26 protein-coding genes, 1 pseudogene and 1 riboswitch are annotated in these 26700 nt (G+C 69.1%); of the genes and pseudogenes, 13 read left to right on the top strand and 14 right to left on the bottom strand.

Going from position 1 to position 26700, the window contains the following annotated elements:
• Positions 1 to 65: 65 nt before the first annotated feature.
• Positions 66 to 884, top strand: a complete 819-nt coding sequence (locus tag ACF06X_RS28890) for a hypothetical protein (RefSeq protein ID WP_392290247.1) — start codon at positions 66 to 68, stop codon at positions 882 to 884.
• A 94-nt stretch (positions 885 to 978) separates the two neighbouring features.
• Here the strand turns inward: ACF06X_RS28890 and thiC are convergent, their stop codons facing one another.
• Positions 979 to 2781, bottom strand: coding sequence for a phosphomethylpyrimidine synthase ThiC (gene thiC, locus ACF06X_RS28885; protein WP_392290246.1), 1803 nt, complete (start codon positions 2779 to 2781; stop codon positions 979 to 981).
• A riboswitch (TPP riboswitch) is annotated at positions 2775 to 2890 on the bottom strand. (Overlaps the previous gene by 7 nt.)
• Positions 2891 to 2961: 71 nt before the next feature.
• On the opposite strand from thiC, the gene ACF06X_RS28880 reads away from it, so the two are divergent.
• Positions 2962 to 4362 carry a YibE/F family protein gene (locus ACF06X_RS28880; RefSeq protein ID WP_392290245.1) on the top strand — a complete coding sequence of 467 codons (1401 nt, stop codon included), beginning with the start codon at positions 2962 to 2964 and terminating at the stop codon, positions 4360 to 4362.
• 18 nt (positions 4363 to 4380) lie between these two features.
• Here ACF06X_RS28880 and ACF06X_RS28875 read toward each other — a convergent pair whose 3' ends face one another.
• The 4 genes from ACF06X_RS28875 to ACF06X_RS28860 all read right to left on the bottom strand — a co-directional run bounded on the left by ACF06X_RS28875 (position 4381) and on the right by ACF06X_RS28860 (position 6696).
• Positions 4381 to 4815 (bottom strand): SsgA family sporulation/cell division regulator, encoded by a 435-nt coding sequence (locus ACF06X_RS28875; protein WP_392290244.1) that lies wholly within the window; start codon positions 4813 to 4815, stop codon positions 4381 to 4383.
• A 138-nt stretch (positions 4816 to 4953) separates the two neighbouring features.
• Positions 4954 to 5724, bottom strand: coding sequence for an IclR family transcriptional regulator (locus ACF06X_RS28870; protein ID WP_392290243.1), 771 nt, complete (start codon positions 5722 to 5724; stop codon positions 4954 to 4956).
• Between the two features lie 281 nt (positions 5725 to 6005).
• On the bottom strand, positions 6006 to 6224 hold the full coding sequence (locus ACF06X_RS28865) for a DUF5326 family protein (RefSeq protein ID WP_392290242.1): 219 nt from the start codon (positions 6222 to 6224) through the stop codon (positions 6006 to 6008).
• Between the two features lie 154 nt (positions 6225 to 6378).
• Complete coding sequence (locus ACF06X_RS28860; RefSeq protein WP_392290241.1) at positions 6379 to 6696, bottom strand: cupin domain-containing protein; 318 nt, start codon at positions 6694 to 6696, stop codon at positions 6379 to 6381.
• A 51-nt stretch (positions 6697 to 6747) separates the two neighbouring features.
• On the opposite strand from ACF06X_RS28860, the gene ACF06X_RS28855 reads away from it, so the two are divergent.
• The 4 genes and pseudogenes from ACF06X_RS28855 to ACF06X_RS28840 all read left to right on the top strand — a co-directional run bounded on the left by ACF06X_RS28855 (position 6748) and on the right by ACF06X_RS28840 (position 9970).
• Positions 6748 to 7125, top strand: coding sequence for a phage holin family protein (locus ACF06X_RS28855; protein WP_392290240.1), 378 nt, complete (start codon positions 6748 to 6750; stop codon positions 7123 to 7125).
• Between the two features lie 6 nt (positions 7126 to 7131).
• Complete coding sequence (locus tag ACF06X_RS28850; RefSeq protein WP_392290239.1) at positions 7132 to 8313, top strand: cystathionine gamma-lyase; 1182 nt, start codon at positions 7132 to 7134, stop codon at positions 8311 to 8313.
• A gap of 246 nt (positions 8314 to 8559) precedes the next feature.
• Positions 8560 to 9455: pseudogene (locus tag ACF06X_RS28845) on the top strand (LysR family transcriptional regulator).
• A 35-nt stretch (positions 9456 to 9490) separates the two neighbouring features.
• Positions 9491 to 9970, top strand: a complete 480-nt coding sequence (locus tag ACF06X_RS28840; protein WP_392290238.1) for an NUDIX domain-containing protein — start codon at positions 9491 to 9493, stop codon at positions 9968 to 9970.
• 54 nt (positions 9971 to 10024) lie between these two features.
• Here ACF06X_RS28840 and ACF06X_RS28835 read toward each other — a convergent pair whose 3' ends face one another.
• Positions 10025 to 10678 carry an HAD family hydrolase gene (locus ACF06X_RS28835; RefSeq protein ID WP_392290237.1) on the bottom strand — a complete coding sequence of 218 codons (654 nt, stop codon included), beginning with the start codon at positions 10676 to 10678 and terminating at the stop codon, positions 10025 to 10027.
• Positions 10679 to 10820: 142 nt separating this feature from the next.
• Here ACF06X_RS28835 and ACF06X_RS28830 point away from each other — a divergent pair, with 142 nt between their 5' ends.
• The 3 genes from ACF06X_RS28830 (at position 10821) to ACF06X_RS28820 (ending at position 12726) form a co-directional block, all read left to right on the top strand.
• Complete coding sequence (locus ACF06X_RS28830) at positions 10821 to 11684, top strand: GNAT family N-acetyltransferase (protein ID WP_392290236.1); 864 nt, start codon at positions 10821 to 10823, stop codon at positions 11682 to 11684.
• 84 nt (positions 11685 to 11768) lie between these two features.
• A complete protein-coding gene (locus tag ACF06X_RS28825) occupies positions 11769 to 12242 on the top strand; it encodes a MarR family winged helix-turn-helix transcriptional regulator (protein ID WP_392290235.1) in 474 nt (157 codons plus the stop codon).
• Between the two features lie 31 nt (positions 12243 to 12273).
• Positions 12274 to 12726 (top strand): GNAT family N-acetyltransferase, encoded by a 453-nt coding sequence (locus ACF06X_RS28820; protein ID WP_392290234.1) that lies wholly within the window; start codon positions 12274 to 12276, stop codon positions 12724 to 12726.
• Between the two features lie 66 nt (positions 12727 to 12792).
• Here the strand turns inward: ACF06X_RS28820 and ACF06X_RS28815 are convergent, their stop codons facing one another.
• Both ACF06X_RS28815 and dnaB read right to left on the bottom strand, forming a co-directional pair.
• A complete protein-coding gene (locus ACF06X_RS28815) occupies positions 12793 to 14175 on the bottom strand; it encodes a serine hydrolase domain-containing protein (RefSeq protein ID WP_392290233.1) in 1383 nt (460 codons plus the stop codon).
• Positions 14176 to 14222: 47 nt separating this feature from the next.
• Complete coding sequence (gene dnaB, locus ACF06X_RS28810; RefSeq protein WP_392290232.1) at positions 14223 to 15710, bottom strand: replicative DNA helicase; 1488 nt, start codon at positions 15708 to 15710, stop codon at positions 14223 to 14225.
• A 426-nt stretch (positions 15711 to 16136) separates the two neighbouring features.
• Between dnaB and ACF06X_RS28805 the strand changes: the two genes are divergently transcribed.
• Entirely contained in the window at positions 16137 to 17474 is a 1338-nt protein-coding gene (locus tag ACF06X_RS28805; RefSeq protein ID WP_392290231.1) for an MATE family efflux transporter, read from the top strand.
• A gap of 72 nt (positions 17475 to 17546) precedes the next feature.
• On the opposite strand, the gene rplI is transcribed toward ACF06X_RS28805, so the two are convergent.
• From rplI to rpsF, 4 genes are all read right to left on the bottom strand, one after another.
• Positions 17547 to 17993, bottom strand: a complete 447-nt coding sequence (rplI, locus tag ACF06X_RS28800; RefSeq protein WP_315894947.1) for a 50S ribosomal protein L9 — start codon at positions 17991 to 17993, stop codon at positions 17547 to 17549.
• Positions 17994 to 18011: 18 nt separating this feature from the next.
• Positions 18012 to 18248, bottom strand: coding sequence for a 30S ribosomal protein S18 (gene rpsR, locus ACF06X_RS28795; RefSeq protein ID WP_005315025.1), 237 nt, complete (start codon positions 18246 to 18248; stop codon positions 18012 to 18014).
• 58 nt (positions 18249 to 18306) lie between these two features.
• Entirely contained in the window at positions 18307 to 18891 is a 585-nt protein-coding gene (locus tag ACF06X_RS28790) for a single-stranded DNA-binding protein (protein WP_392290230.1), read from the bottom strand.
• A gap of 74 nt (positions 18892 to 18965) precedes the next feature.
• The gene (gene rpsF / locus ACF06X_RS28785) at positions 18966 to 19256 is read right to left on the bottom strand and encodes a 30S ribosomal protein S6 (protein WP_004950685.1); all 291 of its coding nucleotides are present in this window, start codon (positions 19254 to 19256) and stop codon (positions 18966 to 18968) included.
• Between the two features lie 283 nt (positions 19257 to 19539).
• On the opposite strand from rpsF, the gene ACF06X_RS28780 reads away from it, so the two are divergent.
• The 3 genes from ACF06X_RS28780 (at position 19540) to ACF06X_RS28770 (ending at position 22217) form a co-directional block, all read left to right on the top strand.
• Positions 19540 to 19854, top strand: coding sequence for a hypothetical protein (locus ACF06X_RS28780; protein WP_392290229.1), 315 nt, complete (start codon positions 19540 to 19542; stop codon positions 19852 to 19854).
• A gap of 115 nt (positions 19855 to 19969) precedes the next feature.
• Positions 19970 to 21088 (top strand): peptidoglycan bridge formation glycyltransferase FemA/FemB family protein, encoded by a 1119-nt coding sequence (locus ACF06X_RS28775; protein ID WP_158988576.1) that lies wholly within the window; start codon positions 19970 to 19972, stop codon positions 21086 to 21088.
• 97 nt (positions 21089 to 21185) lie between these two features.
• Positions 21186 to 22217 carry an alanine racemase gene (locus tag ACF06X_RS28770; protein WP_392290228.1) on the top strand — a complete coding sequence of 344 codons (1032 nt, stop codon included), beginning with the start codon at positions 21186 to 21188 and terminating at the stop codon, positions 22215 to 22217.
• A gap of 42 nt (positions 22218 to 22259) precedes the next feature.
• Here the strand turns inward: ACF06X_RS28770 and ACF06X_RS28765 are convergent, their stop codons facing one another.
• Positions 22260 to 23753: a glycosyltransferase family 87 protein gene (locus ACF06X_RS28765; RefSeq protein WP_392290227.1), complete on the bottom strand. Its 1494-nt coding sequence runs from the start codon at positions 23751 to 23753 to the stop codon at positions 22260 to 22262.
• A 126-nt stretch (positions 23754 to 23879) separates the two neighbouring features.
• Complete coding sequence (locus ACF06X_RS28760; RefSeq protein ID WP_392290226.1) at positions 23880 to 26597, bottom strand: transglycosylase domain-containing protein; 2718 nt, start codon at positions 26595 to 26597, stop codon at positions 23880 to 23882.
• Positions 26598 to 26700 lie beyond the last annotated feature (103 nt).

Raw genomic sequence — 26700 nt, 5'->3', positions numbered from 1 at the left:
CTCCTCCGTCTCCGCCCAACTGCCCGTTCTTCCAGGGTCGATCCGGCCAGACGGGGCATCGGGGGATGCACATGAACGTGGCTCCGCACCTGCTGACCGAGGACCGCGCCGAGTTCGAGCGCATCCTCGACGACGCACTGCGCACCGCACACGAACGTCCGGATCTCGCCGAGGTCGGGAAACGGTTCACGACCGAGCAGCTGCGCACGATGGCGCTGAACGCGACGGCGCTGATCACCACCGCGGCGGCGGTCGAGTACGACCACTTCGTGAAGGTCCGTCAGGAAGGCCGCTCACCCAGCGGTACGAGTGTCATGAACGCGGTCCTGACCGGGGACGGCGACGGTGTGAGCGGTCCGGGCGCGGGCATCGTCGCGATCGTCACGGTCCTCGCGCCGGTGCTCTCCGGCACGGCCGCCGTGATCTTCCTGCTGGTGGGCGCCGTTCTGAAGGTGCTCGATCCGGCGATGGTGTTCGCCGAGACCCTGCTGACGGCAGGTCTGCTCTTCGGCTCCGTCGCCGCCGCAGGACTGCTCTGCGCGGCCGCCGGGCTGCTGGTCACGGCGCTGCGCAACCGCCCCACCGAAGTGGGCGCGGCAGCCCCGGGCGACGCGGACGACGAACTGTCCCGGGCCCGCGACGCCTGGCGCCGCGCGCTGATCGAACGGGGCATCCTGCCCTTCCTGCGGGAGGCCTTGGCCGAGCCGGACACCCGCCCGGCCCCGCCCCTGCCGCCCCCGCGGACGTCCCGGATACCGAAGATCGGCTACAGCGGCCCGGACTTCTCCAGCCCGAGCGAGGGCTCCTCGGGCAACCGGCCGACGTTCTCCAGCCCCGACTTCTCCAGCCCCGACTTCGGCCCGCCCGAGCACCGGCCGGAGTGACCCCGACGCGATGCCCCGTCGGGGCGGGCACGTGCCGCACGGCCCCCCATGACCGTGCGGTTCGCGCCCGTCCCGTACGTACGGACGCGGCCGGCTACTCCGCCAGCGGCAGGTAGACCCGGTTGCCGGCGGCCGCGAACTCCGCGGACTTCTCCGCCATGCCGGCCGCGATCTCGTCGGACTTGAGGTCGCCCCCGTGTTCCCGGCGGATGTCCTGCGAGATCTTCATCGAACAGAACTTCGGACCGCACATCGAGCAGAAGTGGGCGGTCTTCGCGGGCTCCGCCGGCAGCGTCTCGTCGTGGAACTCACGGGCCGTGTCCGGGTCGAGCGCCAGGTTGAACTGGTCCTCCCAGCGGAACTCGAACCGCGCGTCCGAGAGGGCGTCGTCCCACTCCTGCGCTCCCGGGTGCCCCTTGGCCAGGTCGGCCGCGTGCGCCGCGATCTTGTACGTGATGACACCGGTCTTCACGTCGTCGCGGTTGGGCAGGCCCAGGTGCTCCTTCGGCGTGACGTAGCAGAGCATCGCCGTGCCCCACCAGGCGATCATCGCGGCGCCGATCCCGGACGTGATGTGGTCGTACGCGGGCGCGACGTCCGTGGTCAGCGGGCCGAGGGTGTAGAACGGCGCCTCCTCGCAGATCTCCTGCTGAAGGTCGATGTTCTCCTTGATCTTGTGCATCGGGACGTGGCCCGGGCCCTCGATCATCGTCTGCACGTTGTGTCGCTTGGCGATCGTGTTCAGCTCACCGAGCGTGCGCAGCTCGGCGAACTGCGCCTCGTCGTTGGCGTCCGCGATCGAGCCGGGGCGCAGACCGTCGCCCAGCGAGTACGTGACGTCGTACGTCGCCAGGATCTCGCAGAGCTCCTCGAAGTTCGTGTAGAGGAAGTTCTCCTTGTGGTGCGCGAGGCACCAGGCGGCCATGATCGAGCCGCCGCGCGAGACGATGCCGGTCTTGCGGCGGGCGGTCAGGGGCACGTACGGCAGCAGCACGCCGGCGTGCACCGTCATGTAGTCGACGCCCTGCTCGGCCTGCTCGATGACCGTGTCCTTGTAGATCTCCCAGGTCAGCTCCTCGGCCTTGCCGTCGACCTTCTCCAGGGCCTGGTAGAGCGGCACGGTGCCGATCGGCACGGGGGAGTTGCGCAGCACCCACTCGCGGGTGGTGTGGATGTTGCGGCCGGTGGAGAGGTCCATGACCGTGTCCGCGCCCCACTTGGTGGCCCAGGTCATCTTCTCCACCTCCTCCTCGATGGAGGAGGTGACGGCGGAGTTGCCGATGTTGGCGTTGACCTTCACCAGGAACCGCTTGCCGATGATCATCGGCTCGATCTCCGGGTGGTTGACGTTCGCCGGCAGCACCGCGCGGCCCGCGGCGATCTCCTCGCGTACGACCTCGGGGGAGACGTTCTCGCGGATCGCGACGTACTCCATCTCCGGGGTGATCTCGCCCCGGCGGGCGTACGCGAGCTGCGTCACCGCCTGGCCGCCGCGGCCCCGGCGGGGCAGTCGCGGACGGCCGGGGAAGACCGCGTCGAGGTTCTTCAGCCCACCGCCGCGCGGCGAGGTGTGCTTGATGCCGTCGTCCTCCGGGCGGACCGGGCGGCCCGCGTACTCCTCGGTGTCGCCCCGGCCGATGATCCAGTTCTCGCGCAGCGGCGGCAGGCCGCGCCGTACGTCGGTGTCGATGGTGGGGTCGGTGTACGGGCCGGACGTGTCGTAGAGCGTCACGTCCTTGCCATTGGTGAGGTGCACCTGCCGGACCGGCACGCGGAGATCGGGGCGCGAGCCCGCGATGTACCCCTTGTGCCAACCCGGCTTGCGCTCGACCCGGCCGTCCTCGCCTTTCTGGCCGTCCTGGCTGGTGGCAGGCGTGCGTGCGTCCTGAATGGTCATGAGACCGATCTCCCTACGCCGGCATTACCCGGTAACAGGTTCGGCGGTCGGCGCAGCGAATCTTCAGCGCCCTCTCAGCCCGGTGCTCCGAGCTCCCGCGTGTGCAAAGGTGCCACCACGCTAGCGTCAACCCGGGCGTGCTGAACAGTGGGCCCCCGTCGTTCTTGCGATGATCGGTCGGTGACTTCCTCGCAGCAGACCCCCGAACCCGACGGCCACGACGTTCATGGGAGCGCCGGCCACGGGCACGGCCACGCCCACAGCCACGGGCCCGCCGCGCCCGTGTCCCGGCATCTGCGCAAGGTCATCGCCGCGGTCCTGATCCCGTTCGCGACCGCCGTGGTGGTCGGACTCGCGGTCCTGTGGCCCGGCGGTGCCCCGGCGCACGAGCGCACCGGTGTCGGCTTCGACCGCCAGACCGAGCAGGGCAAGGTCGTCTCGGTCGAGCGGATCGACTGCAAGGACGTGAACGCCGCTCAGGTCCCGCCGACCGACGACACCTCCACGCCCCAGGGGCGGGAGGCGGTCGCGGCCCAGCAGGGCGAGTGCGAGAAGGCGACGATCGAGGTCACCACCGGAAACGACAAGGGCCGCACCTTCGTCGAGATCGTGCAGCCGGACGCTCCCCGTCAGCTGGACGAGGGGCAGGGCGTGGTGGTGGCGTACGCCCCCGACGCGCCGCGTGACCTGCAGTACTCGGTCACGGACGTGAACCGCAAGGTTCCGCTGACGGTGCTCGCCCTGATCTTCGCGCTGGCGGTCGTGCTGGTGGGCCGGATGCGCGGTCTGATGGCGCTCATCTCGCTCGCGGTCAGTTTCCTCATCCTGACCTTCTTCATCCTGCCGGCGATCCTGCAGGGCTCGAACCCGCTGGTGGTGGCGGTGGTCGGATCGAGTGCGATCATGCTGATCGCCCTCTACATGTGCCACGGCCTCTCGGCCCGTACCTCGGTCGCGGTGCTCGGGACCCTGATCTCGCTGCTGCTGATCGGGCTGCTCGGCTCGCTCTTCATCGGCTGGGCCTCTCTGAGCGGCAACACGGACGACAACACCGGTCTGATCCACGGGCTGTACCCCGGCATCGACATGTCCGGTCTGCTGCTCGCGGGCGTCATCATCGGTTCGCTCGGTGTCCTCGACGATGTGACGGTGACCCAGACCTCGGCGGTGTGGGAGCTGCACCAGGCCGATCCGAGGATGGGGCCGCGGGCGCTGTACCGGGCCGGGATCCGGATCGGACGCGACCACATCGCGTCCGTGGTGAACACGCTGGTGCTCGCCTACGCGGGCGCGGCCCTCCCCCTGCTGCTGCTCTTCTCCATCGCGCAGAGCAGCGTGGGCACCGTGGCCAACAGCGAACTGGTCGCCGAGGAGATCGTGCGGACGCTGGTGGGCTCGATCGGTCTGGTGGCCTCGGTGCCGGTCACCACCGCGCTGGCCGCGCTGGTGGTCTCCGCCGACCGGCCGGCGTCCGGCTCCGCCGGAGCCCCGGGGTCCCCGGGGTCCGCGGGGTCAGCGGGTCCTCTGGGCTCCCCGGAGAAGCGTTCGTCCAAGGGCGGGCGGCGGCGCCGGGCGAAGTGACCGGCCCGGCGGGGGCGTTCAGCCCGCGTTCTCCTCCGCGAGAATCCGGCCGAGCGCCGCCTCCAGGTTGTCCTCGAAGTCACCCCACGTCCGTTCCTGACCGAGTGGGACCAGCTTGTCCGTTCGGTCGAGGAAGGCGACCAGCGGCGGGGCGCTGACCCGGAACAGGGCCCGGTCGCTGCCGACCTGGAGCCGGATGGCGACGTCCGCAAGATCCTCGGGCGCGGTCGGCGCGATGTGGACGTCGCCGTCCCCGCTCGGCCGGTTGATCCCGTCGATCAGCAGCTCCCGGCCGAACGCCCAGGTCACGGGCGTGTCGCCGGGAAGGTGGAAGGTCATCCGCACCGCGTAGGGATCCCGGCTGTCGTATCGCAGTTCCACCGGGATTCTGAAGGAGAGCTCCTCGGAGACCAGGAAGCTCATCAGGACCTCGGCCTGAACCGACTCTCGCATCGTGTACCCCGCAGTAGATGAAGCAGATGTGTGAGCACAGCCGCTGAAAGCTGTGGTCGAAACGGCCAGGAATGATCCCCCATGGCCCTCTTGACGCAATCGTGCTGTACGCGCTAGCAGATCACAAGGAGTGATTTTTCAGATACTGATAGAGAAAGCGAACGAGCTGAAGAGCCTTCCGATCTCGTTCTGTAGTCGATCGACTGCGGGGAGCAACCGTTCTTCCTGGTGAAGGGGGAGGGAAATAGCCATGGCGGCCGCCGTCGACCCGGCCGTGATGGGGATGGCGGCGCAGACCGTGCCGAGCGCATATTCCTGACGCTCCACCAGCGGTTCCATTCGCCCCATACCGCCCAAACGATCCAAAAGCATCCGCCGGTTACGCACCGTATACGGAGTGATGGATTCGACCGGATGCCGGTCGAGGTGGTCTTGACGGCTCTTCAGATCGAGTTGGCTCAGCAGGCACTGGCCGATCGCATGGGCGTGACCCGTCTCGCGGAAGTCGGCCCACTCGTCCACCGCGGGGGCGGAGGCGGTGTCGGCGACGGCGACGAGCTCGATCTCACCCTCGCGGTAGATGGCGAAGTAGACGGGGACGCCGATCTCGTCGCGCCAGTGCGCGAGCGAGTCTTCGATCTTGGTGCGACGATTCTGCAGAACTCCGCCGCCGGCCAGCCGACCGGCGGCGTCGCCGAACACGAACACGCCCTTCTCCCGGCGCAGATACCCCTCATGCGTCAGGGTGCGCAGCAGGTGGTACGCGGTGGGGAGCGGGAGTCCCGCTTCGCGCGCGAGCTGCTTGGCGGGGGCTCCGTCCTCGTGGGAGCCCACGGCCTCCAGAAGTCTCAGCGCCCGCTGCACCGAGCCGATCAGGGTAGGGACAGCGGATTGCGTAGCCGTGGCCAAAGGTCACCCCCAGGCGAGACGACGGGTGCCGTGCACCCGCCCGCGGGGGCCGCCCCCGCGCGCCCGCCGCGACCCGGGAACCGGTGGGGTCCGGTGGCGGACCCGCCCGGGAGAGGTGAAGACCCGCTGGTCGGAGCAGAGATCTACGCCGGCGTTTCCCCGGAGCGGCAGAGGATTTCCACTGTAAGCGCAGCCTCGGGAGGTGCGCCCGGTTTCAATCAGCGGGTTCCCTCGGCCGGGCTAACGTGGGCCGGCTGCCTGATACCGACGGGTAGCTTGTGCTACCAATCCCCTCTCGAGGTGGAGGAGGACATGAACTTCCGGACCACGTAGACCACTCCGCCGACGAGGGCCACGAAGAGCAGCACCTTGAAGAGCAGACCGATCACGAAGCTCGCGATGCTGGTGATCAGGCCGCCGAAGACGAACAGGGCGATGAGGGGTATGGCCACCCACTTCACCCACCAGGGCATCCCCGCGAGAATCTCTCGTACCGCCATCGCGCCTACCTCGTCTCCCGAAGTGTCCGTTCCGCGCGCTCTGCGCCGAACACCCTCGATGCTAGGGCCCCCACCGTGCCCCATGGGGGCCACGTGGCCCTTGGAATCCCCTGATCCGCCCCCTAGGGAATCGACGCCGCGGCCCCCGGGAAAGTCAGCTCTCCGGAGGAGAGAAGACCACCAGGACCCGCAGATCCTCGGTGATGTGGTGGAACTTGTGGGCCACCCCCGCGGGGACGTAGACCACACTGCCGCGCGCCACCTGGGTGGTCTCCATCCCGACCGTGATGGAGGCGCGGCCGCTGACGACGAAGTACACCTCGTCCTGGCCGTGGGGCTGCTGCGGGTCGAGCGCACCGGCGTCGAGCGCGTACAGACCGACCGACATGTTCCGCTCGCGCAGGAACTGGAGGTACCTGCCGTCGTTGGCGGCGCGCTCCGCCTCCAACTCGTCCAGTCGGAATGCCTTCATCGTTCTGTCCACCCCTGCCTTGTCCCGATCATGTCTGCCACGATCAGACACATGAAGAATTTCGTAGTCAAGACGCTCGCCAACGCGGGCGCGCTGGGAGTGGCCATCTGGCTGCTCCAGGACATCACGCTGACCGGTGAGAGCACCGGCAAGAAGGCCTGGACGCTCATCCTCGTCGCCCTGGTTTTCGGGCTGGTGAACTTCTTGGTCAAGCCGGTCGTGAAGCTGCTGACGCTTCCCCTGTTCATCCTCACCCTCGGCCTGATCACGCTGGTGGTCAACGCCCTGATGCTGCTGCTGACCTCCTGGCTGGCCGACCAGCTCGACCTCAGCTTCCATGTCGAGGGCTTCTGGACCGCCGTCCTCGGCGGCCTGATCATCTCCGTCGTGTCCTGGGCGCTCAACGTCGTGCTGCCCGACGGGGACTGAGTGCCCATGGAGCCGACAGAGTCGACGCGGTCGTGGAACGCCGGACTCGGCGACGGGACGCGCGCGGTACGGGCCGGGCTGCCCGAGCCGGTGAAGTACGAACCGACCCTCCCGGGGCCGGTCTTCGCGGCCCACTTCCACCTGCCGGGCGACCCCACCGGCCCCTACACGTACGGGCGGGACGAGAACCCCACCTGGACGCATCTGGAACGCGCCATCGGCGAACTGGAGGCACCGGGGGAGCGGGACGTCGAGACACTCGTCTTCGCCTCCGGCATGGCGGCCGTCTCCGCCGTCCTCTTCTCCCAGCTCAGGGCCGGCGACGCGGTCGTCATGCCGGACGACGGCTACCAGGCGCTGCCCCTGGTCCACGAGCAGCTGCGGGCGTACGGGATCGAGGTCCGCACCGCGCCGACCGGCGGCGACGGCCAGCTGTCCGTCCTGGACGGAGCGCGGCTGCTGTGGATCGAGACTCCGTCCAACCCCGGGCTCGACGTCTGCGACATCCGTCGCCTGGCGCGCGCGGCGCACGAGGCTGGGGCGCTCGTCGCCGTCGACAACACCCTGGCCACCCCGCTCGGCCAGCGGCCCCTGGAGCTCGGCGCGGACTTCTCCGTCGCCAGCGACACCAAGGGCATGACCGGGCACGGCGACATCCTGCTCGGCCATGTGAGCTGCCGTGATCCACGGCTGGCGGCGGACGTACGGCGCTGGCGCAAGATCGTCGGAGCGATCCCCGGCCCCATGGAGGCCTGGCTCGCCCACCGCTCGCTCGCCACGCTCCAGCTCCGCGTCGACCGGCAGTGTGCCTCGGCCCTCGCTCTCGCGCGGGCTCTCGGCGAGCGCGGTGAGGTGACCGGGCTGCGCTACCCCGGGCTGCCCGACGACCCCTCTCACCAGGTGGCGTCCACGCAGATGCGGCGCTTCGGGCCCGTGGTGTCCTTCGTCCTGCCCGACAAGGCCTGGGCCGAGCGGTTCCTGGAGGGCTTGCGTCTCGTCGACGACGCCACCAGCTTCGGCGGCGTGCGCTCCACGGCCGAGCGGCGCGGACGGTGGGGAGGCGACGCCGTCCCGGAGGGCTTCATCCGCTTCTCGGTCGGGGCGGAGGATCCGGACGACCTGATCACGGACGTCCTGCGGGCGCTCGACCAGGCCGACGGCGACGTCGGCCGGGCGACGGCGGGCTGACGCGGGCACAGCGGCCGGACCACGCCGACGTACGGAACGAGGGCGCTCCGAGCCTCCCCCCTCATGGCTCGGAACGCCCCGGTTCCACGCGCGGAGAACCCGCCTGCACAAGGCTAGTTGACTCTGCGTCAGTGTCCAATCACGGTAGCGACAGAGGCCTATCGACTTATTTATAGTTGGACGGTCCTGAGGCGGCGTCAGCCGGCCGCCCGAGTCGAACGGCCGCACGGCCGGGAGGGGGCGGACATGGACCTCGCCCTGCTGCGCACGTTCGTCACGGTGCACCGGGCCGGTTCCTTCACCCGTGCCGCCGCACTGCTCGGACTCTCACAACCCGCGGTCACCAGCCAGATCCGCACCCTGGAACGGCAACTGGGTCGCCCTCTCTTCCTCAGACAGGCCCGTGGGGTCACCCCCACCACCATCGGCGACGAGCTCGCCCACCGCGCCGCCCCTCATCTGGACGCCCTCGTCGAGATCGCCGAGACCGGTCTGGACGAGGAGAGCGGCGTACGGACCCTCCATCTCGCCGGCCCTCCGGAGTTCACCTCGGCCCGAGCTCTGCCGGCCCTCACCCCGCTGGTCGCCCAGGGTCTGGCGGTCCGGGCGTCCTTCCTCGGCAACTCGGAGGACATCCTCGACGGGCTCGCCGCGGGGCATCACGACCTGGCCATCGCCACCGCCCGCCCGCGCGGCGGGCTCCTCACCTCCACCCCCCTCTGCGACGAGGAGCACGTCCTCGTCGCCGCCCCTCGGTGGGCCGCCCGGCTCGTACCCGAGGTGCTGCTGCGCAGAGGCGCGGTCGTCCTGGAACAGCTCCCCGTCGTGGAGGTGCACGAGTCGCTGCCGTTCGTCTCCCGCTACTGGGCGGCGGTCTTCGAGACCAAGCCGGCCGCGGCGCGACGGTCATAGCTCCGGATCTACGGGCCGTCCTGGAGTCGGCGGCCTCCGGTTCCGGGCTCGCCGTGCTGCCCCGGTATCTGTGCGAGGAGGCCTTGGAGCAGGGCCGTCTCGTCGCGCTGCTGGATCCGCCGGTGCCTCCGCTGCGGACGTACTTCCTGATCGTTCGCGCGGGCACCCTCGCGCTACCGCACATCGCGCGGGCACACGAGTGGCTGTTGCGGGCCTCCGAGGACTGGTGAGTTTCAGGACACCTCTTGTGGGCCATTTTCTTTCCATGACCGAACGTCCCGTGGTCAAGCGCACCGCACGCGCCATCCTGCTCGACGGAAACGACCTCATCCTGATCAAGCGCACCAAGCCGGGGATGGATCCCTACTGGCTGACGCCCGGCGGCGGGGTCGAACCCTCCGACTCCACCGTCGTCCAGGCCCTCCACCGCGAGGTGTACGAGGAGCTCGGCGCCAAGATCACCGATGTGGTCCCTTGCTTCGTGGACACCGTCGAACACATCGTCGATGGCGGCGTCTCCGGAGTGAAGGTCCAGCATTTCTTCGTCTGTCGGCTCGAATCGATGGACCCCGCACTGCGGCACGGCCCCGAGGTCGAGGAGCCGTGCGGCGAGTACGAGATCGTCCGGGTGCCGTTCAGCCGGGTCGGCATCGCCGCCGTCCATCTCGTACCGCTCTCCCTGCGTCACTACCTGGACGGCAACATCGAGGGGGTCCGTGCGATGCACGCCCCCGACCTGGGCTGACACCCGGCCGAACTCCAAAAGCAGCGTTCTGGGCAATCCTCCCCCGGGGCGCGGCTACGGTACGTCGTTTCGCACCAGTTCATAGGCCTCCCGCAGATCGCCGCCGACGTACTCTCGGCGCGCCAGACCGGCCAGGTGGTGATCGGCGTTCACCGCCACCGTCATCGGTACGACGGAGAAGAGTTCCGCGTCGGACATCGAGTCCCCGTAGGCCACGCAGTCGTCGAATCCCACCCCGTACTCCTCGCAGAGGCCGCGCGCGATCCGTACCTTCGCGCGCGCGTCGAGGATCCCCGGCCGGTGGATCGGCCGGGTGAAGGGAACGGCCGGCCAGCGAGACCCATGAGTGGCGTCCGCCCCCCAGTCGAGAAGGCGCTCGACGAAGAAGTCCGGGGAGAGCGAGATGACGGCGCAGCGACCGCCCTGTGCGCGGATGTCCGCCCAGACCTCGCGGATCCCGGCCAGCCAGGGAGCCCCCTCGAAGGCGGCCGTCACATGCTCCGGTGTCAGAGCGGACCAGAGCTCTCGCGCCTGAACGGCGAACTCGTCCGGTGTCATGCCCTGGAGCAGGAACGCCTGCTCCAGGGCCGTGATCTCCTCGCGGAGGCCGAGCTGCCGGGAGATCTCCACGGCAGCGGCCGATCCACGGATCAGGGTGCCGTCGAGATCGAAGAGATGGAGCCTGCGCCTGTCTGTGGCACTCGTCATGGACGCCGAGGCTAGTAGGTGCGGTGTTTCACGTGAAACATCCGCTCTGGGGACCGGCCGGCAGAGGTCGCCGCCTGCGGGTATCGGCCAGTTCCGGTAAAGCGGTGGACGGACGATCACCGTGTCGGACAGCCTGAACGGCATGCCGACCTCGATCGCCCCGCTCGACCAGCTCCCCATCCGCTGTCTCACCTCGGGCGACCTCACCGCCTGCGCCGATCTCTCGGAGGACCGCGGCTGGCCGCGTGAGGAGCACAAGTGGGGCCTCCTGCTCGCCGCAGGAACGGGGTACGGCATCGACGACCCGGCGGGCAAGGGGCTCGTCGCCGCGTGCGTGGTCACCTCCTACGGTCCTGGTCTGGCCGCGATCGGCATGGTGCTGGTGGCCGAGCGGCACGCCCGCCAGGGTGTCGGACGCCGACTGATGGACTATGTGATCTCCCAGGCCGCCGGCACCCCGCTCACCCTGCACGCCACCCCGAACGGCCGGCCGCTCTACGAGCAGCTGGGCTTCGTCCAGACGGGCCGTGCGGAGATGGTCCAGGGCCGATTCACCCTCAGGGAACCGGCCCCGGAGATCCCGACCCGGCCGGCCACCGCCGAGGACCTCCAAGCGATCGTGCGTCTGGACACCGAGGTCTTCGGCCTGGACCGCACTCCGATGATCACCCGCCTCCCCGCCTTCGCGGACCAGCTCCGGGTCGCGGAAGTGAACGGCGAGATCACCGGCTACGCGGCGGCCTGGCCGAACATGCAGACCCATGTCATCGGTCCCCTGATCGCCCGTGACGAGGCCACGGCCCGGTCCCTCGTCGCCTCACTGGCCACGAACACGGACCGCCCCCTCCGTACGGACATCGATGTACGCCACGAGTCACTGCTGAACTGGCTCAAGATGAACGGGCTCGCCCCGATCGCCTTCAACGCGGTCATGGTCCGCTCCCTGCCCGGCCTTCCGGGCGACTGGACCCGCCGCTTCGCGCCCCTCACCGTGGCGGCGGGATGACGCCCGACCCGTCTTGATTGCACACGCGGGCAATTGCGCGCATCGTCTACTCTGGGAGAAGCCGCTCGGGATCGAGGAGAGACCATGACCGCGACCGCGCCCGCACTCACCGCCCTTGCCCAGGGCTGGTGCGCCCTCTCGCTGCTGCACGGCAGGATCGAGTCGCACATCGAGCGCGCCCTGGAGGCCAAGCACGGCCTGAGCGTGCGCGAGTACTCCCTCCTCGACGTACTCAGCCGCCAGCACAGCGGCCCCGGGGGCCACCTGCAGATGAAGCAGGTCGCCGACGCCGTCGTGCTCAGCCAGAGCGCCACCACCCGGCTGGTGACCCGCCTGGAGGACCGGGGCCTGCTCACGCGGTACCTCTGCGCCACCGACCGGCGCGGCATCTACACCGACGTCACCGAAGCCGGCCTGAAGCTGCTCGAAGAGGCACGGCCCACCAACGACGGCGCACTGCGCGAGGCACTCGACGAGGCCGCCAAGAATCCGGAGCTCGCTCCCCTCGTCCGTGTCGTCGAGGGGCTGGACGTCGAAGGGCTGGACGTTCCCGCCTGACGCCACCGGCCGGAGGCGTACGCTGCGCCGCATGAGCGATCTTGAGATACGGCCCGCCACCGCGGGCGATCTGCCGGCCATCGTCACGATGCTCGCCGACGACCCCCTCGGCGCCCAGCGCGAGTCACCCGACGACCTCACTCCGTACACCGTGGCCTTCGAGCGGCTCGCCCACGACCCGAATCAGCGTCTCGTCGTGGCCGTGCGCGCCGGCACGGTCGTGGGCACCCTGCAGCTCACGATCGTTCCCGGCCTCTCCCGCCGTGGATCCACCCGCTCCATCATCGAGGGCGTCCGCATCCACGCACAGGAACGAGGCAGCGGCCTCGGGACCCAGCTCATCGAATGGGCCGTCGAGGAATCCCGCCGCCAGGACTGCCGACTGGTGCAGCTCACCTCCGACGCGACCCGCACGGACGCCCACCGCTTCTACGAACGGCTCGGCTTCGAGGCGTCCCATCTGGGATTCAAGATGAGCCTCTGAGACCCGCCGTCAGGACAGGGCGTCGAGCAGCGCGCCTCGACGCCCTGTTTCACGTGAAACAAGCGCTCAGAGGCCGCGCCAGCTCGCCTCGTGCACACCGCCGGGCACAGCGTCCCCCTGTTCGTACGGCTCGCGCGTGAAGACGAAGGACGCCAGATCCAGGTGGCTCACCGAGCCGTCCGGGCGGCGCACCACGCGGAGCGTCTCCCCCGCGTAATAACCGTTCAGGCCGATCCATCCCCCTTCCGGCAACGGCCGGAAGTCCGCGCGCCGACCGGCGCCGCGCAGAGGTTCCAGGGCCACACTCCGCCCTGGCCCGAGGCGAAGGCCGTATGCGTACGTTCCCCAGTACCAGGGCCCGGTCAGCTCCAGCAGTTCCTTGTCGACCTCGGCCTCGGGCAGCGGCCGCCACGGCTCGGGAAACCTCGGCTCGGCGTCTGCCACGATCCGTACGAGATCGGCGGCCACCACCGCGGTCAACGGCCCGGAGGTCGCGTTGGCGAGGGCGACCGCGGCCACTCCGTCCGCCACGCTCACCCACAGGCAGGCGACGAAGCCCGGCAGCGAGCCGGTATGACCGATCAGCGTCCGGCCGTCCTTGTGCACCAACTGCACGCCGAGGCCGTAACCGCCCTCCCAGTCCCCCGCCGCCGGCGGCGCCGCGGGGGTGCGCATCTCCTCGACGGTCGCCGCGCTCAGGACCCGGTCGTCCCCCTGGGCGAGGAACCCGGCGAAGCGGCAGAGGTCGTCGGCCGTCGACCAGAGCTGCCCGGCCGGTGCCATAAGGCCCAGGTCCTCGGTCGGTTCGGGAAGCATCACGTCGGCCCAGGGGTGCACGGCCCAACCGCCGGCATGCGGTGCGACCGGCTGCGTACTCGTACGGGTCAACCCCAGCGGCTCCAGGATCTCCCCGCGCAGCGCCTCTTCCCAGGAGACCCCACGCACCGCCTCGACCAGGGAACCGAGCAGGGTGTACCCAGGGTTGGAGTAGTGGTGCCGGCGCCCCACCGGCTGGACGAACGGCTCGTCGCCGAGCACATCGGCCAGCTCCGGCCGCACGGTCCCGGGCGTCCGCTCCCACCACGGCGCGGGTGTCTCGGCCCCGAGTCCGGCACTGTGCCCGAGAAGCTGGGCGATGGTCACCTCACCGACTCCCGTACCCGAAAGATGCTTCTCCAGCGGGTCGTTCAGATCGAGCAGCCCCTCGTCCCTGAGCCGCATCACCAGAACAGCGGTGAACACCTTCGTGAGAGAGCCGATCCGGTACTGCGTATCCGCCTCCGACGCGTGCCCGTCGACACAGCCGCGCGATCCGCTCCACACTCTCCGCCCGCCACGGGCCACCGCCCCGACGAAGGAGGGCGCCCGCCCCTCGGACTGGGCGACGGCGACGCGGTGCGCCAAGGCCCGCTCGGTACTGGGAAGCAGCGCTTCGAAAGATGAGGTCATACGCCGATCCAACGCTGCCGCCGCGGCGGAGTCGACCACATTCCCGATCAGGTCTGCGCCATGTCCACGAAACGTGAGTAGTGGCCCTGGAAAGCCACCGTGATCGTCGCCGTCGGGCCGTTACGGTGCTTGCCCACGATGATGTCCGCCTCGCCCGCGCGGGGCGACTCCTTCTCGTACGCGTCCTCGCGGTGCAGCAGGATCACCATGTCCGCGTCCTGCTCGATGGAACCGGACTCACGCAGGTCGGAGACCATCGGCTTCTTGTCGGTGCGCTGCTCGGGGCCACGGTTCAGCTGGGAGAGCGCGATCACCGGCAGCTCGAGCTCCTTGGCCAGCAGCTTCAGGTTTCGCGACATGTCCGAGACTTCCTGCTGCCGGCTCTCGGCCCGCTTGGAACCGCCGGACTGCATCAGCTGCAGATAGTCGATGACGACGAGCTTGAGGCCCGCGCGCTGCTTGAGGCGGCGGCACTTGGCACGGATCTCCATCATCGACAGGTTCGGGGAGTCGTCGATGTACAGCGGGGCCTGCGAGACGTCGGGCATCCGGCGCGCCAGCCGGGTCCAGTCCTCGTCGGTCATGGTGCCGGAACGCATGTGGTGCAGCGCCACCCGGGCCTCCGCCGAGAGCAGTCGCATCGCGATCTCGTTGCGGCCCATTTCGAGGGAGAAGATGACGCTGGGCAGGTTGTGCTTGATGGAGCAGGCCCGGGCGAAGTCGAGCGCCAGCGTCGACTTACCCATGGCGGGGCGGGCCGCGATGATGATCATCTGGCCCGGGTGCAGACCGTTGGTCAGCTGGTCGAGGTCGGTGAAGCCGGTCGGCACACCCGTCATCTCGCCGCTGCGGGAGCCGATCGCCTCGATCTCGTCGAGCGCGCCTTCCATGATGTCGCCGAGCGGCAGGTAGTCCTCGGTGGTGCGCTGCTCGGTGACCGCGTAGATCTCGGCCTGGGCCGAGTTCACGATCTCGTCGACGTCTCCGTCGGCCGCGTATCCCATCTGCGTGATCTTCGTGCCCGCTTCCACGAGACGGCGCAGCACGGCGCGCTCGTGGACGATCTCCGCGTAATAGGAGGCGTTGGCCGCGGTCGGTACCGACTGCACGAGGGTGTGCAGATACGAGGCACCGCCGACGCGGTTGATCTCGCCGCGCTTGGTGAGCTCGGCGCCGACCGTGATCGGGTCGGCCGGCTCGCCCTTGGCGTACAGGTCGAGAATGGCCGCGTAGACCGTCTCATGAGCGGGCTTGTAGAAGTCATGGCCCTTGATGATCTCCACGACGTCCGCGATGGCGTCCTTGGAGAGCAGCATGCCGCCCAGCACCGACTGCTCGGCGTCGAGGTCCTGTGGGGGAACCCGCTCGAAGCCGGACAGGCCGCCGTCCCAGGGGCCGCTGTCGCTCCCGCGGTCGTGCTGGTCGTCACGGCCGCGGCCACGTCCCCGGCCCTCGCTGCGCGGGCGGGCGACCGGCAGCCGGTCGCTCGGTCCGCTGTCGGCCCAGGGATCGTCCAAGGGCTCGGGAATGCTCATCAAGCCACCTCCTCCCGTCCGCTCCGGCGGACCTAGCCGTGCACTCTTTTCTTACGCCACGGCTCGGACAAACAAGAGGCTTTGACTCCGCTTCTGGCGCGTCGGGCGCCGGACCACGGTAGGCCCGCGGGCACCTTCAGCCAATCTGGTTATCCACAGGGCCTGTGGGTGAAGGACCAGATGCTGTGGAGAACCCCGCCGAACCTGTGCACGGACCGGGGGACAGTCATGTGGACAAACTCATAGCCACCCCCCTGCCACCGCTCTGACCTGGCCTTCTTCCATCCACGGGCTGTGGGGGAGAAAAACTTCTGCCGCCGGATCAAGATCAGAACAAACGGCGCACACCCGAAGCTCCGCCCCAAGGATTTGTAAGGACCCCTGCGGCATTGCATCTCTTACCTGTGGAAGATTAGATTGGGGCCCATGACCCAGGCACCCGCGACCCCCAAGGCCGTCCGTCGGCGACACGATCGAGAGATCATCTCGCTCGCCGTCCCGGCCTTCGGCGCGCTCGTCGCCGAGCCGCTCTTCCTCATGGTCGACAGCGCCATTGTCGGCCATCTCGGGACCCCGCAGCTCGCCGGTCTCGCCATCGCCGCGGCCCTCCTGGCCACCGCCGTGAGCGTCTTCGTCTTCCTCGCCTACGCCACCACGGCGGCCGTCGCCCGCCGGGTGGGGGCGGGCGACCTCCAGGCCGCCATCCGGCAGGGCATGGACGGCATCTGGCTCGCCCTCCTGCTCGGCGGAGCCGTCGTCGCCCTCACTCTTCCCGCGGCCCCGTGGCTCGTCGACGTCTTCGGCGCCTCCGACACCGCCGCTCCGTACGCGATCACCTATCTGCGCATCTCCAGCCTCGGCATCCCCGCCATGCTCGTCGTCCTGGCGGCGGCCGGAGTGCTGCGCGGCCTCCAGGACACCCGCACACCGCTGTACGTGGCCATCGCCGGCTTCGCAGCGAACGCGGGCCTCAACGTGGGACTGGTCTACGGCGCCGGGCTGGGCATCGCCGGCTCCGCCTGGGGAACCGTGATCGCCCAGTGCGGCATGGCGGCGGCCTACCTCGTCGTGGTCGTTCGTGGCGCCCGCCGCCACGGCGCCTCCCTGCGTCCGGACGCGGCCGGCATACGCGCCTGCGCGCAGGCGGGCGCCCCGCTGCTGGTCCGTACGCTCTCACTGCGGGCCGTCCTGATGATCGCCACCGCCGTCGCGGCCCGCCTCGGGGACGCCGAGGTCGCCGCCCACCAGATCATCCTGTCCCTGTGGAGCCTCATGGCGTTCGCCCTGGACGCGATCGCCATCGCGGGACAGGCCATCATCGGCCGGTATCTCGGCGCCGACGACGCCGAAGGAGCCCGTCAGGTCTGCCGCCGCATGGTGCAGTGGGGTGCCGTCTCCGGCGTGGTCCTCGGCGCGCTCATCGTTCTGGCCCGCCCGCTGTTCATCCCGCTCTTCACCGGCGACACCACGGTCCAGGACACCCTGCTCCCGGCCCTCCTGGTCGTCGCGGTGTCCCAGCCCATCGCCGGGGTGGTCTTCGTCCTCGACGGCGTCCTGATGGGAGCCGGCGACGGTCCCTACCTGGCCTGGGCGATGCTGCTCACCCTCGCCGTCTTCGCCCCGGTGGCCCTCCTGGTCCCCGCCATGGGAGGGGGCCTGACCGCCCTGTGGTGGGCGATGACGCTGATGATGACGGTCCGGATGCTGACCCTCTGGCTGCGCTCCCGCTCGGGGCGGTGGCTCGTCACAGGAGCCACGCGCTGAACGTTTCACGTGAAACGGCGGAAGGGCCGCACCCCTGAGGGGTGCGGCCCTTCCGTACTGCTGAGCGCAGCGTTACGCGGCGACGACCTCGACACCGAGCTTCGCGGCAACCTCGGGGTGCAGACGCACGGACACCTGGTGCGAGCCCAGGGTCTTGATCGGCGAGCCGAGCTCGACGCGACGCTTGTCGACGTCGGGGCCACCCGCGGACTTGATCGCCGTGGCGATGTCGGCCGGGGTCACGGAGCCGAAGAGGCGGCCGGCGTCGCCGGAGCGAACGGCCAGACGCACCTTCACGCCCTCGAGCTGGGCCTTGATCTCGTTGGCCTGCTCGATGGTCGCGATCTCGTGGATCTTGCGGGCGCGGCGGATCTGCGCCACGTCCTTCTCGCCACCCTTGGTCCAGCGGATCGCGAAACCACGCGGGACCAGGTAGTTGCGAGCGTAACCGTCCTTGACGTCGACGACATCGCCGGCGGCACCGAGGCCAGAGACCTCGTGGGTCAGGATGATCTTCATTTTTCGGTCACCCTTCCCTTATCGCGCGGTGGACGTGTAGGGCAGCAGCGCCATCTCACGGCTGTTCTTCACGGCCGTGGCGACGTCACGCTGGTGCTGCGTGCAGTTGCCGGTCACGCGGCGGGCACGGATCTTGCCACGGTCGGAAATGAACTTCCGCAGCATGTTCGTGTCCTTGTAGTCCACGTACGCGGTCTTGTCCTTGCAGAACGCGCAGACCTTCTTCTTAGGCTTGCGCACAGGCGGCTTCGCCATGGTGTTTCTCCTGTGTGATCAAGAAGTGGGGGTACGAGCTTCCTTCGAGGGGAGTGCCCTAGAAGGGGGGCTCGTCCGAGTAGCCGCCGCCGCTGGAGCTTCCGCCCCAGCCGCCACCGCCTCCGCCACCCTGCTGCGGCTGACCGCCGGCCGGCGCACTGGTCGCCCACGGGTCGTTGGCGGGAGCACCGCCACCACCCTGCTGAGGACCACCGGAGCTTCCGCCCCAGCTGTCGCCGCCCTGCTGGCCGCCGCCATAGCCACCCTGGCCACCGCGACCGGTGGTCTTGGTGACCTTGGCCGTGGCGTTCTTGAGGCTGGGGCCGACTTCGTCGACGTCCAGCTCGTAGACCGTGCGCTTGACGCCCTCGCGGTCCTCGTACGACCGCTGCTTCAGCCGGCCCTGCACGACGACGCGCATGCCTCGCTGAAGCGACTCGGCGACGTTCTCCGCCGCCTGACGCCAGACCGAGCAGGTCAGGAACAGGCTCTCGCCGTCCTTCCACTCATTGGTCTGACGGTCGAAGGTGCGGGGGGTGGACGCGATACGGAACTTCGCGACCGCCGCACCGGACGGGGTGAAGCGCAGCTCGGGGTCGTCGACAAGATTGCCGACGACCGTGATGACGGTCTCGCCTGCCATTGGGTGAACCTCTCGGCGGGATTGCTTCTGGCTGCTTACTGCTACTCGAACCCGATGACCTCTGAGCTAGGTGCTCAGTGGGTCTCGGGACGGAGGACCTTGGTCCGGAGGACCGACTCGTTCAGGTTCATCTGGCGGTCGAGCTCCTTGACGACCGCAGGCTCGGCCTGCAGGTCGATGACCGAGTAGATGCCCTCGGGCTTCTTCTTGATCTCGTAGGCGAGACGACGACGGCCCCAGGTGTCGACCTTCTCCACCTTTCCGTTGCCCTCACGGACGACGGAGAGGAAGTTCTCGATCAGCGGGGAGACAGCGCGCTCCTCGAGATCGGGGTCGAGGATGACCATCACCTCGTAGTGACGCATGTGGAACCCACCTCCTTTGGACTCAGCGGCCACGGTCGTTCCGTGGCAGGAGGGTCGTGATGCGTGAACAACGGTATCCGCCACCACTGACAGTCCCCCTCGGCGAGCGAGGGACACGGTCGGTCCGGGACGGACCTGGGCAGACACCGGTGCAGACCGTACAGAGTACCCGCACACCGGCTTCCGGTTGAAATCCGGTGATGGGGGGACGCAATCTGTACACAACGGATGTCGGCGGCGCTAGGATGCGCCGCCTTCCGGCAGCCACGCCAGGAGGTGCCCCATGGCACAGGCAATGCGACACGACCCCGGACATTCCCTTCTCGCGACCGACGGCAAGCCACACCCGCTCCAGGACACGCTGGTCGGGGTGACGCTCGTACTGGGCGCCCTCGCCTTCATCACCGCGATGTTCCACAACCTGCACCTGCTCAGCTCCTGGGCGGGCCTCGTCGGGATCATCACGGGTGCGTACGGGCAGTTCATCTCCGTCACGACCAGGGAACGCTTCGCTCTGATCGTCGGCCTCGGCGCCGCCGGGGTGGGCTTCTTCCTCGGCATGGCACACGGCGGTCTCTTCGGCGGCGTGATCGGCTAGCCGCGAGCCAAGGGCCACACAGGCCCATCGAGGCGCTCCTCGGTCGCAGTAGGCTTCGGCGCGAGAGCCGGAGCCCCTGAACCGATGGGGACACACCTGCCGAGGAGCGCCCCGCATGAGCCTGACCCTGAGGACCATTAGCCGAGAACAGCATCTGGCGTACATCCAGAGCCTGTCCTCGGCGAGCCACTGCCAGGTCCCGGCGTGGGCTGATGTGAAGACCGAGTGGCGCTCGGAGAACCTGGGTTGGTTCGACAAGTCCGGCGAACTGGTCGGCGCGGGCCTCGTGCTCTACCGCCAACTGCCGAAGATCAAGCGCTACCTGGCCTACCTCCCCGAGGGGCCGGTCATCAACTGGTACGCCCCCAACCTCGACGAATGGCTGCAGCCGATGCTCGCGCATCTCAAGCAGCAGGGCGCCTTCTCCGTGAAGATGGGGCCGCCCGTGGTCATCCGCCGCTGGGATTCCGCCGCCATCAAGTCCGGTATCCAGGACCCGGACGTGAAGCGCCTGAAGGACGTCGAGGCCACGCACATCGAGCCGCGCGCCTTCGAAGTCGCCGACCGGCTGCGGAAGATGGGCTGGCAGCAGGGCGAGGACGGCGGCGCCGGCTTCGGCGACGTCCAGCCCCGCTACGTCTTCCAGGTGCCGCTGGCGAACCGCTCGCTGGACGACGTCCTCAAGGGCTTCAACCAGCTGTGGCGACGCAACATCAAGAAGGCCGAGAAGGCCGGCGTCGAGGTCGTCCAGGGCGGCTACGAAGACCTCGCCGAGTGGCAGCGGCTGTACGAGATCACGGCCGTCCGCGACCACTTCCGGCCGCGCCCGCTCTCGTACTTCCAGCGCATGTGGACCGTCCTCAACAACGAGGACCCCAACCGCATGCGGCTGTACTTCGCCCGCCACAACGGGGTGAACCTCTCCGCGGCCACCATGCTCGTGGTCGGCGGACACGTCTGGTACTCCTACGGAGCCTCCGACAACATCGGCCGCGAGGTCCGGCCCTCGAACGCGATGCAGTGGCGGATGCTGCGCGACGCCTACGCGATGGGCGCGACGGTCTACGACCTGCGGGGCATCTCGGACTCGCTCGACGAGACCGACCACCTCTTCGGACTGATCCAGTTCAAGGTGGGCACGGGCGGCGAGGCCGTGGAGTACGTCGGAGAGTGGGACTTCCCGCTCAACAAGCTCCTGCACAAGGCGCTGGACATCTACATGTCGCGCCGCTGACGGTCCCGCCGACGGTTGCGTAGTCTCGTACGTAATCTCGTTGGTGTCGTACATACCTTTGATACACCGCAGCCACCAGAAAGGTTCCGGGCCGGCCATGGCGCTCTCCCTCTACGTCGACACCGCTCGTTGGCGAGCGCACCAGAAGACCGTGATCGACCAGTTCCCCGGTCTCATCCCGGTCTGCAAGGGCAATGGCTACGGCTTCGGCCATGAGCGCCTGGCGGACGAGGCGGCACGGTTCGGCTCGGACATGCTCGCCGTCGGCACCACGTACGAGGCCGCGAAGATCAAGGACTGGTTCGGCGGCGATCTGCTCGTCCTCACCCCGTTCCGGCGGGGCGAGGAGCCGGTGCCGCTGCCGGACCGGGTGATCCGCTCGGTCTCCTCCGTGGACGGCGTGCACGCCCTGGTGGGCGCCCGTGTGGTCATCGAGTGCATGAGCTCGATGAAGCGCCACGGCATCCTCGAGGAGGACCTGGGCCGGCTGCACGCCGCCATCGAGGACGTACGGCTCGAGGGCTTCGCCCTCCACCTGCCCCTCGACCGCACGGACGGCACGGACGCGGTCGAGGAGGTCATCGGCTGGATGGACCGGCTGCGCGCCGCCAGGCTGCCGCTGCACACCATGTTCGTGAGCCATCTGCGCGCCGAGGAGCAGGCCCGCCTCCAGCAGCAGTTCCCGCAGACCCGGTTCCGCGCCCGCATCGGAACCCGGCTGTGGCTGGGCGACCACGAGGCCACCCAGTACCGGGGCGCCGTCCTGGACGTCACCCGTGTCGCCAAGGGCGACCGCTTCGGCTACCGCCAGCAGAAGGCCGCCTCCGACGGCTGGCTGGTGGTCGTCGCGGGCGGCACGTCGCACGGCGTGGGCCTGGAGGCGCCCAAGGCGATGCACGGCGTGATGCCGCGTGCGAAGGGCGTGGCCCGCGCCGGCCTCGCGACCGTCAACCGGAACCTCTCCCCGTTCGTCTGGGCCGGCAAGCAGCGCTGGTTCGCCGAGCCGCCGCACATGCAGGTGTCGATCCTCTTCGTCCCGGCCGACGCCCAGGAGCCGAAGGTCGGCGACGAACTGGTGGCGCATCTGCGCCACACCACGACCCAGTTCGACCGGCTCGTCGAGCGCTGACCCGCCGGGCCCCTCGGGCCCGGCCAGGACGGTCAAGCCCCCCTAGTCCCGCGGAACGCCCCACTCCACCCGAGGGCCCTCCACAGCCGCTGCCGCGTGCCGGGCGGGATGCGCGGCCCTGCCCATGACGAAGACGTCCTCCGCGCCGTCCAGAACGCCCCCTGAGGGGTCGTCCGAGCCGTCCTGGCGCACCACGTCCCGCTCGGGCGCCAGGATGTCGCGTACGACCACCGCGCACAGGTACAGCGTCCCCAGCACGTGCAGGACGACGACGAAGTGGTAGCCGTCCGTCGGCAGGCCCTGCTTGTCGCCGCTGGTCGTGAAGGCCAGGTACATCCAGATGCCCAGGAAGTACGTGACCTCGCACGCCTGCCAGATCAGGAAGTCGCGCCAGCGGGGCCTGGCCAGCGCGGCGAGCGGGATCAGCCAGAGCACGTACTGCGGCGAATAGACCTTGTTGGTCAGGACGAACGCGGCCACGACAAGGAAGGCGAGCTGGACGAACCGGGGCCGGCGTGGTGCCGTCAGCGTCAGGGCCGCTATTCCGGCGCAGGCCAGCAGCATCAGCAGGATGGCGAAGGTGTTCGCCGTGCCGGGAGGGATCGACACGCCGGTGCGCTGGCTGATCAGCAGCCAGACGGAGCCGAAGTCGATGTTCCGTTCCGTGCTGAAGAGGTAGAACTGCTTCCACCCCTCGGGCGCGAGGAGCATGACCGGAAGGTTCACGGCGAGCCACGCCCCGCCGGCGCCGAGCAGCGCCACCGAGAACTCCCGCCACTTCCATGCCCGCCAGCACAGCAGCAGCAAGGGGCCCAGGAGCAGGAGCGGATAGAACTTGGCCGCGGTCGCGAGGCCGATCAGGATGCCGAAGGCGAGGAACCGGCCGCGTGACCACATCAGCACGGCGGCGGCGGTCAGTGCGACGGCCAGCAGGTCCCAGTTGACCGTGGCGGTGAGGGCGAAGGCCGGCGCCAGCGCGACGAGGAGACCGTCCCAGGGCCGACGGCGGTGGGTACGGGCCACACAGACGGCCATGACGGCGGCGCAGACCATCAGCATGCCCGCGTTGATCATCCAGTAGGTCTGCTCGCGGTGCATCATGTCCGCGCCGTCGGGCGTGAGCCAGGCCGCGAGCTGCATGAACAGGCCGGTCAGGACCGGGTACTCCAGAAACTCTATGTCGCCGCCGAGTCGGTCGAAGTACGGGACCAGGCCTTCGGCGAACCCGCGCCCGATGAAGAGATGCGGGATGTCGGAGTAGCAGGCGTGCGTGTACTGGGAGGTGGTGCCCCGGAACCAGGCCCAGTTGTAACAGGGAAGCTTCTGCACCATGCCGAGCGCAAACATCCCGATGGCCACCAGTGCGATCACCCGCACCGGGGTGAGAGCGCTGCCGCCGGTCAGCGCCCGGCGGCCGAACGGCCCGCCGATCAGTTCGCTGCCCGCCGCGGCGATCTCGTCCTGGTGCGTGGGGCACACCACCGGTGAGACCTGCGGCCGGCCCTGGGGCGGACTCGTCTTCTGGAGGCTCGGCATGGGGGACATCCTGCCGTACGTCCCGGGAAACGGTGAGGGCCGCCGCACCCAGCCACGTACCTCGATGTACGTGTCGGACACGGCGGCCCTCAGAGCCGTACCGGACGGCGTCGCCCGGCAGGCGGATCAGCCTCCGTCGAGCCAGCCGGTGGTTCCCCCGTTGGGTTTGCCACCGCTACTACTACTGCTGTCGTCCGTGCCGGTCGGTGTCGGTGCGGTCGGCGTACCGGTCACACCGCCGTCGGACGTCCCACCGTTGTCGTTGCCGGAGTTGGCCCCGCCGTCCTGCCCGCCGTTCTCCTCGCACGGCCAGTTCCACACGTCACAGGTCTTGCCCGGGTCCGGCGTCTTGCTGGGCGTCGCGGACGGGGTCTGCGACGGGGTGGCGGACGGGGTCTGCGAGGGAGTCGGCGAAGGAGTCGGCGTGGGGCTGGTGAGGCCACCGCCCCAGACCGTCTCTGCGTCGAGCTCCTCCGGCTCCGGGAAGGACTCGACCTTCATGCCCTCGAGCGCGTCGGTCATGTAGTCGTTCCAGATCCGCGAGGGGAACGACGAGCCGTGGATCTTGGGCTGGTTACCCGTGCCGAACATGGACTCGAACTTGCGCTTCGTGTTGTTCGCGTTGTCGTCGAAGCGGTACATGTCGATCGCCGTCGAGAGCTGCGGGGTGTACCCCACGAACCACGCGGAGTTGTTGCCGTCGGTCGTACCGGTCTTGCCGGCCACGTCCCGACCCGGGATGGCGGCCTTCCGGCCGGTGCCCTTCGGGTGCTCGACGACGTCCCGCAGGACGTCGGTGACGTTGCTGGCGATGGCCGAGGAGAAGGCCCGCTCGCCCTTCGCCTTGTGCTCGTAGACGACCCCGGCCTTCGAGTCGACCTTCGTCACGGAGTACGGCTCGTTCCGCTCACCGTTGTTCGCGAACGTCGCGTAGGCACCGGCCATCCGGATCGCGCTCGGGTCGGAGATACCGAGGGAGAACGACGGCACGTTCGCCTTCACCAGGGAGCTCTCGCGCAGACCGGCCTTGACGGCCGTCTCACGGACCTTGTCGATGCCGATGTCCATGCCGAGCTGGACGTAGGGCGAGTTCGCCGAGCGGATCATGGCTTCGCGCAGGCTCATGGGGCCGTAGCTGGCGTCGTCGTCGTTGACCTGCTCCCACTCGTCGCCGTTCTCGTCGTGCCAGATCGTGCCGTCGTAGTTCCTGATCTTCAGCTTGTTCTTGCCGGAGTAGCGGCTCTTGTCGGGGTCGACGATCCTGCGGTCGGAGGGATCCCGGGGATTCCGTACGCCGTACTCCATCGCCGCGGCCAGCACGAACGGCTTGAAGGTCGATCCGACCTGCGCACCGGTCTGGTCGGCGTTGTTGGTGAAGTGCTTGGTGGCGTCGGTGCCGCCGTAGATGGCGACGATGGCGCCCGTCTTGGGATCGACCGAGGCACCACCGAACTGGACGTGGGTGTCCGTCTTCGGCCGCTTCTTGGGGTCGATGTACTCGTCGTAGATCTTCTTGACCGAGTTCTCGAGCGCGGTGACCTTCTTCTTGTCGAAGGTCGTGTAGATGCGGTAACCGCCCTGGGCGAGGTCCTCCTCGCTGACGTTCGAGTTGTTGATGAAGTTGGCCTTGGCCGTGCTCACCAGATAGCCGATCTGGCCGGTCAGCTGGGCGTTCTTCTTCGGCGGCTGCACCTTGGGGAACGTCGGGTACTTCGCCCGCTCCTCGGGCTGGAGGTGGCCGTCCTTGACCATCTCGTCGAGGATCCACTTCCACCGCAGGGTGGCGCGCTCCCTGTTCGCCTCGGCCGTCGCCTTCGGGTCGATCTCGGGGGAGCCGGCCGGGTCGTAGTACGTCGCGCCCTTGAGCAGCGAGGCGAGGAAGGCGGACTCGCTGACGTTGAGCTTGTCGGAGTCCTTGCCGAAGTACGTCCGAGCCGCGGCCTGAATGCCGTAGGCACCGCGACCGTAGTACGCGGTGTTCAGGTAGCCCGCCATGATGACGGGCTTGTCCAGCTCACTGCCGACCCGTATCGAGATGAAGAGCTCCTTCACCTTTCGGGTCAGCGTCTGCGACTGGTCGGCGAGCCGGTTGTTCTTCACGTACTGCTGGGTGATCGTCGAGCCACCCTGGGTCTCCCCGCCCTTGGCCATGTTCCACACGGCCCGGCCGATGCCCATGGGGTCGATGCCGGAGTCCTCCCAGAAGGTCTTGTTCTCCGCCGACACCACAGCGTTCTGCATGTGCTTGGGGATCTTGTCGAGGCCGACGATCTGGCGGTTGACCTCACCACCGGTCGCCGCCATCTGCGTGCCGTCGGCCCAGTAGTAGACGTTGTTCTGCGCCTTGGCGGCCAGGTCCTCGTTCGGGACCTCCACCCACGCGTACGCGAGCGTCGCCGCACCCATCAGGCTGCCGAAGAACGCCAGGCACAGCCCGGTGACAAGCTTCCAGGAGGGCATCCAGCGACGCCAGCCGTACTTGTCGTACCGCGGGTAGTCGATCAGCCTCTTCCTGCCCGGCGGGCGACCACCACCACGGCCGCGCCCCGGGCCGCCCTGTCCGCCGCCCCCGCCACCACGGCGGCCACCGCCGTGACCACCGTGACCGCCCGCGCCGCCGTCGGGGGCGCGCCTGCGGCCGCCTCCCCGCTGCGCGGCACGGCGGGCCTCCGCCCGACCGCCGTAGGGCCGCTCCTCTCCGTATCCGGAGGAAGGGGACCCCGTACTGACATCCCGGGCCTCGGCCGACCTGCGGCCCATGGGCTGCTGGGCGGCGCGCCTGGCCGCCGCGCGGCCGCCACTGGGCGGCTGCGACTGCGGCATCTTGCGACGGTGCTCGCTCATCGAACGACTACTCCTCGGGCAGGCGCGTGCGCCTGGAAGCGGCAGTTGAGTTCCGGTCCCCCCGAAATGCGCACGGACGGGCCCCATGGGAGGCCCTTCCGTA

The organism is Streptomyces sp. NPDC015346 (assembly GCF_043078785.1).
Taxonomy (GTDB): domain Bacteria; phylum Actinomycetota; class Actinomycetes; order Streptomycetales; family Streptomycetaceae; genus Streptomyces.
Note: the sequence above shows the minus strand (reverse complement) of the source record. Positions and strands in the feature narration are given on the sequence as shown.

Excerpts from the sequence above, each read along its gene's own strand:
- ACF06X_RS28890 (WP_392290247.1), top strand. The coding sequence starts at position 66 with ATGCACATGAACGTGGCTCCGCACCTGCTGACCGAGGACCGCGCCGAG.
- thiC (WP_392290246.1), bottom strand. The coding sequence starts at position 2,781 with ATGACCATTCAGGACGCACGCACGCCTGCCACCAGCCAGGACGGCCAG.
- ACF06X_RS28875 (WP_392290244.1), bottom strand. The coding sequence starts at position 4,815 with ATGCGAGAGTCGGTTCAGGCCGAGGTCCTGATGAGCTTCCTGGTCTCC.
- ACF06X_RS28865 (WP_392290242.1), bottom strand. The coding sequence starts at position 6,224 with ATGGCGGTACGAGAGATTCTCGCGGGGATGCCCTGGTGGGTGAAGTGG.
- ACF06X_RS28860 (WP_392290241.1), bottom strand. The coding sequence starts at position 6,696 with ATGAAGGCATTCCGACTGGACGAGTTGGAGGCGGAGCGCGCCGCCAAC.
- ACF06X_RS28855 (WP_392290240.1), top strand. The coding sequence starts at position 6,748 with ATGAAGAATTTCGTAGTCAAGACGCTCGCCAACGCGGGCGCGCTGGGA.
- ACF06X_RS28850 (WP_392290239.1), top strand. The coding sequence starts at position 7,132 with ATGGAGCCGACAGAGTCGACGCGGTCGTGGAACGCCGGACTCGGCGAC.
- ACF06X_RS28840 (WP_392290238.1), top strand. The coding sequence starts at position 9,491 with ATGACCGAACGTCCCGTGGTCAAGCGCACCGCACGCGCCATCCTGCTC.
- ACF06X_RS28835 (WP_392290237.1), bottom strand. The coding sequence starts at position 10,678 with ATGACGAGTGCCACAGACAGGCGCAGGCTCCATCTCTTCGATCTCGAC.
- ACF06X_RS28830 (WP_392290236.1), top strand. The coding sequence starts at position 10,821 with ATGCCGACCTCGATCGCCCCGCTCGACCAGCTCCCCATCCGCTGTCTC.
- ACF06X_RS28825 (WP_392290235.1), top strand. The coding sequence starts at position 11,769 with ATGACCGCGACCGCGCCCGCACTCACCGCCCTTGCCCAGGGCTGGTGC.
- ACF06X_RS28820 (WP_392290234.1), top strand. The coding sequence starts at position 12,274 with ATGAGCGATCTTGAGATACGGCCCGCCACCGCGGGCGATCTGCCGGCC.
- ACF06X_RS28815 (WP_392290233.1), bottom strand. The coding sequence starts at position 14,175 with ATGACCTCATCTTTCGAAGCGCTGCTTCCCAGTACCGAGCGGGCCTTG.
- dnaB (WP_392290232.1), bottom strand. The coding sequence starts at position 15,710 with ATGAGCATTCCCGAGCCCTTGGACGATCCCTGGGCCGACAGCGGACCG.
- ACF06X_RS28805 (WP_392290231.1), top strand. The coding sequence starts at position 16,137 with ATGACCCAGGCACCCGCGACCCCCAAGGCCGTCCGTCGGCGACACGAT.
- rplI (WP_315894947.1), bottom strand. The coding sequence starts at position 17,993 with ATGAAGATCATCCTGACCCACGAGGTCTCTGGCCTCGGTGCCGCCGGC.
- rpsR (WP_005315025.1), bottom strand. The coding sequence starts at position 18,248 with ATGGCGAAGCCGCCTGTGCGCAAGCCTAAGAAGAAGGTCTGCGCGTTC.
- ACF06X_RS28790 (WP_392290230.1), bottom strand. The coding sequence starts at position 18,891 with ATGGCAGGCGAGACCGTCATCACGGTCGTCGGCAATCTTGTCGACGAC.
- rpsF (WP_004950685.1), bottom strand. The coding sequence starts at position 19,256 with ATGCGTCACTACGAGGTGATGGTCATCCTCGACCCCGATCTCGAGGAG.
- ACF06X_RS28780 (WP_392290229.1), top strand. The coding sequence starts at position 19,540 with ATGGCACAGGCAATGCGACACGACCCCGGACATTCCCTTCTCGCGACC.
- ACF06X_RS28775 (WP_158988576.1), top strand. The coding sequence starts at position 19,970 with ATGAGCCTGACCCTGAGGACCATTAGCCGAGAACAGCATCTGGCGTAC.
- ACF06X_RS28770 (WP_392290228.1), top strand. The coding sequence starts at position 21,186 with ATGGCGCTCTCCCTCTACGTCGACACCGCTCGTTGGCGAGCGCACCAG.
- ACF06X_RS28765 (WP_392290227.1), bottom strand. The coding sequence starts at position 23,753 with ATGCCGAGCCTCCAGAAGACGAGTCCGCCCCAGGGCCGGCCGCAGGTC.
- ACF06X_RS28760 (WP_392290226.1), bottom strand. The coding sequence starts at position 26,597 with ATGAGCGAGCACCGTCGCAAGATGCCGCAGTCGCAGCCGCCCAGTGGC.